The organism is Enterobacter cloacae complex sp. ECNIH7, from assembly GCF_002208095.1.
In the GTDB taxonomy this organism is placed as follows: Bacteria; Pseudomonadota; Gammaproteobacteria; order Enterobacterales; family Enterobacteriaceae; genus Enterobacter; species Enterobacter cloacae_M.
On the sequence record NZ_CP017990.1, the window covers coordinates 3864035 to 3875456 of the forward strand.

Genomic DNA, 11422 nt, shown 5'->3' on the forward strand with positions numbered 1-11422 from the left:
TCGCAAGACAAAATTAAAATAATAAAAAACAAACAGTTAAGCTAGTTAAATTATTAACAAACCCAATGTATTAATGCCCTCTTCATTGTTTTGGTACTTATTTACGAAAGCTTAATTTGCACAACCATCGTTTTCTGTCTATATCATTTTTATATTATTGAAAATAATTCCTCTATTAATAATAGGGTTTTATAAGACACAAAACACCCATAAAAACTGTTCTCTTTATAAGTCATTAGATTCGCTCTGATGTTGCCACTCTGAATTCTGGCGGGCATCGTGCGCGCTAAAAACAACGGTCAGTGCTGCTTGATAACAGCGACTGCGCCGGGGGCGCCCTTTACCTTCTGCAGAGATGGCTCGTCTTGCTCGCCATTCATGATACATCTGCTGGAGTAATGCCTAAATGAGCCAAATCTCTGTTATATCGAAACTTACTGGCGTGGAAACGACCACGGAAGGCACACAGGTTACGCTGAGCCATTCCTCTATCGTTGAGCTTCATGTAGAGCGAGCCGATGTCTCCCACTTCGCGCGAAGTGGTAACGATCTGGTGGTGACACTGCACTCAGGGGAAGTCATCACCCTTAAAAATTTCTATGTCACCGACGCGCAGGGCGTGAGCCAACTGGTGCTCCAGGAGAGTGACGGTGCGTTATGGTGGATTGAAGATCCCACCGGGGCCGCCACGTACGAATCCATCGCGTCCACGGACGCCTTGCTGGCCGCATCCGGGAGTGATGCAGGTGGTGCCGCCATCTGGCCATGGGCTCTGGGCGGCATTGTCGCAGCGGGCGGCATCGCGGCGGCGGCAAGCACCGGTGGTGGCGGCGGCGGTGGAGATGACGGCAATAATAATAGCCCCAACCCCAACACACCCGTCGATCCTGCCGATCCGGATACAACGCCGCCGAACGCGCCTTCCGGCCTTAAGTTCTCTTCAGACGGTAAAACCGTCACCGGTACCGCCGAACCCGGCAGTACCATCACGCTGAAAGACGCGAACGGGAATGTTATTGGATCAGGAAAAACGGGCAGCGACGGCAGCTTTACCGTCTCTCTCGGCACACCGTTGACCAACGGCGAGCAGGTGACTGCCACCGCGACGGATAACGCCGGGAATACCAGCCCGGGCACAACGCTCAACGCACCGGACACCACCGCGCCCGATGCGCCAGCAATCACCAGCGTAACGGACGATGTTGCTCCGCAGACGGGGGCCGTCAGCAGCGGCGGCAGCACCAACGATCAGCGTCCGCAGCTTACCGGTACCGGCGAAGCGGGCTCGACCGTGACGATTTATGACGGCGGAGTCGCTATTGGTACGGCGGTCGTCGCCAGCAACGGCACCTGGACCTTTACCCCGTCGGTTGACCTGAGTGAAAGCACCCACCAGATTACCGTGCGGGCAACCGACGCCGCCGGCAACACCGGGCCTGCCTCACCGGTGTTTACCCTGACGGTGGATCTTACTCCGCCGGACGCGCCGACCGCGATTGTGCTGACCGACGATACGGGCGTTATCAGGGGAACCATCACGTCGGGCGCGCTTACCGATGCTTCACTGCCGCTCCTGGCGGGAACCGGCGAGCCCGGCGGAACCATCACCATTTACGATAACGGCGTGGTGGTTGGCACCACAACGGTTCAGCCCAACGGCACCTGGAGCGTCACGCCGAACGGTCCGCTCCCGGACGGGACACACTCCATAACCGTCACTGAAACCGATGCCGCCGGAAACCTGAGCGCGGCCTCAGAGCCTGTCATCTTCACCGTGGACACCACGCCGCCGTCTGCCCCGGGTAATCTCGTGGTGTCGAATGATGGCGGCACCATCAGCGGCATCGCGGAAGCTGGCAGCACGGTGACCATCCGTGAAGGCGATATCACCCTTGGCACGGTGGTTGCCGACAGCCAGGGTAACTTCAGCCTGACGCTGACCCCGCCAAAAGTTAACGGTGAGATCCTGACCGCTGACGCCACAGACGCGGCGGGCAACACGGGACCAACAACCTCCGCGGCGTCGCCGGATATTACCTCGCCGCAGATGCCAATTATCGTGTCGGTGATTGATGACGTGCAGGCCACCACCGGCCCCGTGGACCAGAATGGCCTCACTAACGACACGACGCCGACGCTCACCGGCACAGCTGAACCGGGTTCAACCGTTACTATCCGTCTGGACGGAACTGATATTGGCACAGTGCTAACCGACAGCAACGGTCAGTGGTCTTATACGCCCACCACGCCGCTTGTCGAGGGCACTCACACTTTTACCGCCGTTGCTACCGATACGGCGGGTAACACCAGCCTTCCGTCGGAGGGCTTCACCTTGACCGTCGATATTACTCCGCCACCGGCAGCGACTATCGCTACCGTGACCGATGATGCCGGCGGCGTTCAGGGTCCGCTTAGCAGCGGCGATACCACGGATGACACCAAACCGCTGCTGCAGGGCACCGCCCCGGCTGATGCGGTAATCACCGTCTATGACGGCGCAACCCTGCTCGGCACCGCCACCCTTGACGGCAGCGGCGGCTGGAACTTTACGCCAACGACTCCACTCACCGACGGCCTGCATTCGCTGACGGTTCACGCCACGGATGCCGCAGGCAATACCAGTATCTCCAGCCCGTTCGTACTGGTAGTGGACACCACGCCACCGCTTGCTCCGGGTAATCTCGTGGTGTCGAATGATGGCGGTACCATCAGCGGCATCGCAGAAGCTGGCAGCACGGTGACCATTCGTGAAGGCAACGTCATCCTTGGCACAGCTGTTGCCGACAGCCAGGGTAACTTCAGCCTGACGCTGACCCCACCAAAAATTAACAGTGAAATCCTGACCGCTGACGCTACCGACACGGCCGGCAACACCAGTCCAACCACCTCCGCGGCGGCACCGGATATTACCCCACCGCAGACGCCAGTTATCGTGTCGGTGATTGATGACGTGCAGGCCACCACCGGTTCCGTGGCCCAGAACGGCCTCACCAACGACCGGGCCCCGACCGTGAACGGAACGGGCGAAGCGGGCTCGACCATCACGATTTATAACGGCAGCGATGTCCTCGGTACGGTGGTTGTTTCCTCCTCCGGCCAGTGGAGCTTTACGCCGCCCTCACCGCTGACCGATGGCACGTACGTGCTGACGGCAACGGCGACGGATCCCGCCGGTAACCCGAGCGGGTTATCAGACTCGTGGACAATTAACGTCGACGGGACGGCACCTGGCGCCCCGGTGATTTCACAAGTCGTGGACGATGTTCCCGGGCGTACCGGCTCGCTCGATATTAATGAGACCACCAACGATGCCACCCCGACGCTCAGCGGTACCGCCGAACCAAACGCGACGGTCACCCTCCGCGTGGACGGTGTTGCTATTGGTACGACCGTCGCCAATGGCCTTGGCGTGTGGATCTTTACCCCAGACACCCCGATCGCTGAAGGTCCACATACCCTGACCGCCGTCGCAACTGACGCGGCGGGCAACACCAGCCCCGTCTCTAACACCTGGACTCTGACGATTGACAGCGTCGCGCCTGCCGCCCCGGTCATTACCCAGGTGCTGGACGATGTGCCAGAGCGCCTCGGCGCGCTCAACTCTGGCGACAGTACCAATGACACCACGCCGACGCTCAACGGCACCGCGGAGCCGGGCTCAACCGTCACCATCCGCCAGGACGGCGTCGATCTCACTACAATTGTGATCGACAGCAGCGGCACGTGGACCTATACCCCAACCACACCGCTTGTTAACGGCACCTATACCTTTACCGCTGTCACCACCGATGGAGCGGGTAATACCAGCCAGCCGTCAGGCGGCTTTACCCTGACCGTCGATACCACGCCGCCAGCGGCGGCCACCATCGCCACCGTAACCGATGACGTCGGCGGCGTTAACGGGCCGCTTACCAGCGGCGACACCACGGATGACACCACGCCGCTGCTGCAGGGCACCGCCCCGGCTGATGCGGTAATCACCGTCTATGACGGTGCCACCCTGCTCGGCACCGCCACCCTTGACGGCAGCGGAGGCTGGAGCTTTACGCCCGTTACCCCGCTCACCGACGGCCCGCATTCGCTGACGGTTCACGCCACGGATGCCGCCGGTAATACCACTGTCTCCAGCCCGTTTGTGTTGACGGTAGATACCGTCGCGCCTGCCACGCCGGATATCCCGGCAATCACCGTCAATCCTGACGGCACAGAAACGCCGCTGAACCCGGGAGAAACCACCCGCGACACCACGCCGACCCTGAGCGGCACCGGCACGGCGGGCGATACCGTGACGATCTACAACAACGGCGTCAAAATCGGCGACGCCGTCGTGGACAACACCGGCAACTGGACATGGACGCCATCAACCCCGCTGCCTGGCGGCACCTATGACATTACCCTGACCGTTACCAACGTGGACGGCACGGGCAACGAAAGCGCCCCGTCGCAGCCGGTCACCATCACCATTGATACCGAAGCGCCGGCTACGCCTGCGGCACCGACCGTCACCGACAGCGTTACACAGATCACCGGCCCCGTTCCCGATGGCGGAACCACCAACGATCCGCGCCCGGTCCTGAGCGGCACCGGCACGCCGAACGACGTCATCAACATCACTGATACCGTTAACGGCACACCGACCGTCGTGGGCACCGTCACGGTAGACAGCAGCGGCAACTGGAGCTGGCGTCCTGACAGTAATATTGGGGAGGGCAGCCACGTCTATACCGCCACCGCCACCGATGAGGCGGGCAACGTCTCTGACCCGTCTACAGCGATTACGATCATCGTGGACACCCTGGCGCCGGATACGCCGGTGATTAGTGCAGTGGGCGGTGAGCCTAACGGTGGCTACATCACGGATACCACACCGACAGTGGGCGGAACCGGCGTCAACGGTGAGACGGTGATCGTCTACAACAACGGCGTCGAAGTGGGCCGTGTCGTGGTGGCTAACGGGGAATGGAGCCTGACGCTTCCAACGCAAACGGACGGTCCGCTGAATATCACCGTTGCGGGTGTGGATGCGGCTGGCAACCTTAGCGCGCCGAGTTCGGTCTTTACCGTCACCCTCGATACCGTTGCGCCAGAGATCCCCGTCATTAGTACTGTAGCTGACAGCCAGCTGTCTAATAACGTGCTCTACACGAAGGACGGCACGCCAACCCTTACCGGGACCGGTGAACCCGGCACCACCGTTATCGTTTCCGTAGACGGCACGCCATCTACAGTGCTGGTGACGGTCCAGCCGGGCGGCACCTGGAGCTGGACTGCCGACACGACGCTGCCGGATGGTCCTCATACGTTCACAGTCTCTTCCAGCGATCCAGCGGGTAACTCCTCCGGTGATTCAGCACCGCTGAGCGTGACGGTGGATACCGCCGCGCCTGCCGACCCGATCAACATGGCACTGGCTCAGGAAGGAACGCCGCTGACCGGTAACGCCGAGGCAGGAAGTACCATTACCGTGAAAGACAGCGGTGGGACCGTCATTGGTAGCGGCGTTGCCGCCAGCGACGGCAGCTTCTCGATTGCGCTGAGTCCGGCGCAGCTGGATCCGACCACGCTGACCGTGACCGCCACCGATGCCGCAGGAAATGCCAGCCCTGGCGCATCCTTTATCGTTACCGATTCACCGCTCGACCTGCCACAGGTGCCCGTCATCACGGCTATTGTCGATGACGTGGACCCGGTCACCGGCGATGTGAAAGGCAAAACCACCAACGACACCACGCCAACGCTTACCGGTACGGCCGAAGCGGGCAGCGTGATTACTATCTATCAGGACGGTAGCACGACGCCATTAACAACGGTGACCGCTGACGGCAGCGGCAACTGGAGCTATACGCCAGCCGCGCTTGGCGAGGGGCTGCACACCTTTGAGGTAACCGCGACCCTCAACGGTGCCACCAGCGGCCGCTCTCCGGCGGCCAGCGTAACCGTCGATCTGACCGCACCGGGCACGCGAGCTATCGGCGCGGTGATTGACGACGTCGGTCCGGGCACCGGCCCGCTGACCAGCGGCCAGACCACCAACGACAGCCAGCCGACCCTCACCGGCACCGGGGCGGTGGGTGATACCATCTCCATCTACAACAACGGCGTGCTGCTGGACAGCGTGGTGGTTGGTAATACCGGCACCTGGAGCTACACCACGCCCGCCCTGCCAGAAGGCAGTAATGTTCTGACCATCCGCGAGACCGATCCGGCGGGGAATCAGAGCGGTCCTTCGGCGGGCTTCACCGTCGTGGTGGACTCCGTTTCCGCCACGCCGGTTATCACCAACGTCACGGATAACGTCGGTAACGCCGCCACCACGGTAGTTAGCGGCAGCGAAACGAACGACGCCACGCCAACCCTTTCGGGGACAGCGGATGCAAACAGCGTGGTTACCATTTTCGACGGCGGCACCCAGATTGCCGTGGTTACGGCTGATGGCACCGGCGCGTGGAGCTTTACGCCAGAGACCGCGCTTGTCGAAGGCTCGCACAGCTTCACCGTTCGGGCGACCGACCCGCTGGGCAACGTCAGCGCAATCTCAGCCCCATGGAGCGTGGTGGTTGACCTGACGGCGCCGACGGTTCCAACGCTGGATACGGTGAGTGATAACGTCCCTGGCGGCGTCACGGGTAACCTGACCAGCGGGCAGGCGACCAACGACAACACCCCGACGATTAGCGGCACCGGACAGGCAGGCAGCACCATCTACATCATGAATAACGGTACGCAGTTGGGTACGGCGATTGTCGACGGAACCGGCAACTGGTCCTTCACCCCGACCACGCCGCTGGACGACGGCAGCTACTCCCTGCGCGCGTACGCAACGGATGCCGCGGGCAACGCCTCGGCGAACTCGTCGGTCTTCGCCTTCACCGTCGATACCGCAGGCCCAGGCGTGCCGGTGGTGACCAGCGTGATTGACGATGTCGGCCCGGTCACCGGGACGCTCACGTCGGGTAACAGCACTAACGACGCGCGTCCGACCTTCAACGGTACGGGCGACGTGGGTTCTACGGTGCACGTGATTGTTGATGGCAACGAAATTGGCACCGCCGTGGTCAATGCCCAGGGCAGCTGGACCTTCACGCCGGGTACCGATCTGCCCGACGGACCGCATGCCATTACCTTCAACGCTACCGACGCGGCGGGCAACGTGGGCACAGCAACGGCACCGTTTAACCTGACGGTGGATACGGGCGTACCGTCGGCGCCGGTCATTTCGACCGCGGGTGACAATGTGGGCAGCATTCAAGCCCCGCTCTCTTCCGGGCAGAGCACCGACGACACCACGCCGACGCTGAACGGCACCGCTACCGCGAACGCCACGGTCACCGTGTATGAGAACGGCCAGCCGGTCGGCACCGTTCAGGCGGACGGTACCGGCGCATGGAGCTTTACGCCGTCAACGCCGCTGGCCAGCGGCAGCCATACCTGGACCGCCACGGTCACCGATGCAGCGGGCAACGTCAGCCCGACCTCGCCGGGCTTTACCCTGATTGTTGATACCTCGGCACCGAACGCGCCGGTTATCAGCCAGGCGATAGACGACGTGGGCAGCATCACCGGCCCGCTCACGTCCGGGCAAACAACCGACGATACCGTTCCGCGCCTTGTCGGGACCAGCGAACCGTTTGCCACCGTGAACATCTATGAGGGAACAACCCTTGTCGGAACAGGCACCGCGGATGGCAACGGAAGCTGGAGTATCTTGCTCAACACCACGCTGACAGCGGGCGCGCACAGCTTCACCGCGCAGGCAACGGATGCGGCTGGCAACACCAGCGTATCCTCCACCAGCTTCAGCCTCACCGTCGACACCGCGCCGCCTGCGCTACCGGTGCTGACCAGCATTCTGGATGACGTGGGCAATGCGGCGACGCCGGTGGCGAACGGCGGGTTCACCAACGACGCGCAGCCAACCCTTAGCGGCACGGCGGAAGCCGGGTCAACGGTGAAAATCTTCGATAACGGCGTACAAATCGGCAGCGTGACGGCGACCGGCGGGGCGTGGAGCTTTACGCCATCCCCGGCGCTTAGCAACGGTCCGCACAATTTAACCTTTACCGCCACCGATGCGGTGGGCAACGCGAGCGCGCCTACCGCCGGGTATGTAATTAACGTCGATACCCTCGCGCCGGGCGCACCGGTCATCAGCTCGGTCATTGATGATGTCGGCAGCGTCACCGGGCCGGTGACCGGAACAAATCCGACCAACGACACGCGCCCAACGCTGAGCGGAACCGCCGAAGCGAATGCCACGGTGCGGATCTACGATGGCATCACGCTGGTGGGCACGGTGACCGCCGACGGCAGCGGAAACTGGACCCTGCCGCAAACCACCACGCTGACGCAAGGAACGCATAACTTCACCGCCACGGCCACCGATGCGGCGGGCAACACCAGCGTGGCGTCAGCCGTGACGACGATTATCGTCGATACGACCGCCCCAACGGCGCCAACCGGAACCTTCAACGCCGACGGTAGCGTCCTGACCGGAACTGCGGAAGCAGGCAGCACCGTCGCGATCCGCCTTGCGGACGGCTCGACGGTGACCGCCATTGCGGACAGCAACGGCACCTACACCTACACTTTCATTAACAAACAGACCGAAGGCCAGACGCTGCAGATCACCGCCACCGATGCCGCGGGCAACACCTCGCTGCCGGGCTCCGCCCTTGCGCCGGTAGTGCCGCTCTCCGCCAGCAATAACGTCGAAGAGCTGAACCTCAGCACCACTGCAACCGTGACCAACAGCCAGTACAGCGATTACGGCTTCCTGCTGGTCGGCGCCGTCGGCAACGTCCTGACGCTGCTGGGCAATGATACGGCCCAGGTCAACTTCACGGTGGGCAGCGGCGGCAGCGCGGATATCGTGGTGAACGCCAACGCCACGGGAGCGGTGCTCTCTCTGCTCAACACCCTTGAGCTGGTGGTTCAGCATTACGTCAACGGCGCCTGGACCACCGTGGTGGACACCGGCCAACCGCAGTTTGCCGATCTCCTGACCCTCGGCGCAACCGGCGTCTCGCTGAACCTGACCGGGCTGGCTGACGGCGACTATCGCGTGCTCAGCTACAACACCAACCTGCTGGCAACCGGCTCCTACACCAGCCTCGACGTGGCGGTGAAAGAGACCGGTCCGGGTACGGTCACGGGTGAAACCAGCCTCAACGGCAACGTGATCCTCGATACGGACCCGACCGCCGGCAGCGACAACGCGCCAGCCGGAACCACTATCTCCGCGGTCACTAACACCCAGGGCGTCACCACCAGCGTGAACGCCGACGGCACGGTGATCCAGGGCCAGTACGGTACGCTGACCATTAACCGCGACGGCAGCTACACCTACAGCCTGACCGACACCAGCGCCGCGGTCATTGGCCGGACGGAGAGCTTCACCTACACCATTACCCATAACGGCGTCAGCGCGTCAGCAAACCTGGTGCTGTCTCTGGGTGCCGGTACGGTAATCAACGGCATTGTGGCGGTGGACGACACGGCCTCGCTGACCTTTGACACCACCGTGAGCGAGATTAATAACGGCGCCTCGTCTCAGAACGGTTTTACCCTGGTGGGCATTAATCTCGGCAGCACGCTGGGGCTTAACCTGCTGGACGACATGACCAACCCGATTATCTACAACGTCGAGGAAGGCACGACCCGCACCATGACCATCCAGGCCTCCGTGGGCGGCGTGGCGCTGGCGTCGGTATTCGATCTGTACGTCTATAAGTTCAACAACGCCACCCAGACCTTCGAGCAGGTTCGCGTCGAGTCGGGCTGGCTGCGCGCCCCGGTGCTGGGGGGCTCCTCATCTCAGCTGACGCTGAATCTGCCGGCCGGGGAGTACCTGTTCTTACTCAATACCGCATCGGGGATCGCCGTCCTGACGGGCTACACGCTGAGCGTTCTGCAGGATCATGTCTACAGCGTGGCGAGCATCAGCGAAACCACCACGGGCGACGTGCTGGCGAATGACCCTGTTCCGGCGGGCACGGTGGTCACCGAAGTGAACGGCGTGGCGGTCAACAGCAGTGGAACAACCGATATTCAGGGGGAATACGGCACGCTGACCATCAATTCGTCCGGCCAGTACACCTACACCCTGAGAAGCGGCGTGGGGGCGGACCATATCAGCACGCCTGACACCTTCGTCTACACCGTTACCGCGCCTGACGGCTCGAAGGATACGGCATCGCTCAACATCACCCCAACAGCCCAGGCGATGGATGCGGTGAACGATGTCAGCGCCACGATGGACCTCACCTCGGTGCACCACACGTCGGTCTACTCGGATACCACCGTGGGCACCGCCAGCTGGACGACGGCGCTGCTCTCGTCAACCCAGGGCTCCGGCAGCGGAACCTTCGTGGTCGACGCGAACACCGCGCTGCACAACGCGTCGCTGCACTTTAACGTGGCCTCGCTGCTGTCGCTGGGCGGACTGACGGTGAACTGGTCCATCAGCGACGGATCGGGCGTGATCCGCAGCGGTTCCTTCAGCGGCGCCTCGCTGCTGGGCGGCAGTATCGACGTTCCGCTGACCGGGCTGGATCTCAACGCCGGGACCTATACGCTGAACTTTACCGGTAGCGTACCGGGGCTGAGTGTCGGGACCATCACCATCACCCCAAGCGTGAACGGCACCACCTACTCGCTGAGTGATTTTGACGTCACCGGCAGCCACACCGTCAACGGCAATATCTTTGACGGCACCGACTCTGGCGGCGTGCTGGATCAGCTCCACTCGGTGGATACCCGCCTGAGCGTGACCGGGTACAACGGCGTGACCACCACGCTGGATCCATATACCGGCAGCGCAACGGTGAACATTACCGGCCATTACGGCGTCCTGGCGATCGGCGCTGACGGTCATTACACCTATACCCTCAACAGCGGGGTATCGCTCTCAACCATGACGTCGAAGGAGACCTTCAACTACACCCTGACCGATGCCAACGGCAACACGGATACCGCCACGCTGACCATCAATATGGCACCGCAGTTCATCAGCTCGGAGCATAACGACGCCATCACCGGTACGGCCTACGGCGATACGCTGATTTATCAGGTGCTGAACAGTACGGTGGGAAATGCCACGGCGGGCAACGTCAGCAGCACCGCGGGCGATCACTGGACCGGGTTCTCGCTGGCGCAGGGGGACAAAATCGACATCGGCGATCTGCTGGTGGGCTGGGATGGTAATACCGCCTCGTTGGGGAATTATATCCATGTCACACAAAGCGGTAGCAACACTGTGATCTCCATCGACCGTGATGGTGCAGGGTCCACCTACACTAATACTGCACTCGTTACGCTTGATAACGTTCAGACCACATACGACGAGCTTGTTAACCAGCAACACATCATTACCTGATAGCACCTGCAAGAGATGACCCGGGCGCACAGCGCCCGGGCATAAATA

1 protein-coding gene is annotated in these 11422 nt (G+C 61.9%); it reads left to right on the forward strand.

The window, feature by feature from the left end:
* Positions 1-406: 406 nt before the first annotated feature.
* Positions 407-11374 carry a BapA/Bap/LapF family large adhesin gene (locus WM95_RS19135; protein WP_063408810.1) on the forward strand — a complete coding sequence of 3656 codons (10968 nt, stop codon included), beginning with the start codon at positions 407-409 and terminating at the stop codon, positions 11372-11374.
* The last annotated feature ends 48 nt before the right edge of the window (positions 11375-11422 follow it).

Bases quoted from the DNA above. Each gene is read 5' to 3' on its own strand.
- WM95_RS19135 (WP_063408810.1), top strand. From the start codon at position 407: ATGAGCCAAATCTCTGTTATATCGAAACTTACTGGCGTGGAAACGACC.